1 protein-coding gene is annotated in these 244 nt (G+C 39.8%); it reads left to right on the top strand.

Annotated elements, in window-relative coordinates; genetic code table 11:
• Positions 1–244, top strand: a 244-nt coding sequence (locus AAEZ06_RS28060) for a hypothetical protein (protein ID WP_350617456.1), incomplete at both ends; no start/stop codon positions are given.

Here is a 244-nt window from a genome sequence, read left to right as displayed (position 1 = left end):
GATAATGACTGTAGCACCATCAATTTGTATTTGCCTTGTCGTCGTCCAAGTTATCAGCCGGTCTATCACCTTAATGAGCAATTGACCAAAGTCCATCTGATTGCAGTAGTCAATCAAACGCTTGGTGCTGAGCATTTGCAACGTTTATGTGACTACTTATCTATACCAGCTTCTATTTATACCACTATCAATAGTGCAACTATTAAGCAGTTAACAAAACAGCTCGCAAAAGATGGGCAAACAC

The organism is Pseudomonas sp. HY7a-MNA-CIBAN-0227, from assembly GCF_040310325.1.
Classification (GTDB): domain Bacteria; phylum Pseudomonadota; class Gammaproteobacteria; order Pseudomonadales; family Pseudomonadaceae; genus Aquipseudomonas.
The sequence above is the reverse complement of the archived record's forward strand: the minus strand, read 5'-3'. Positions and strand labels throughout refer to the sequence as shown.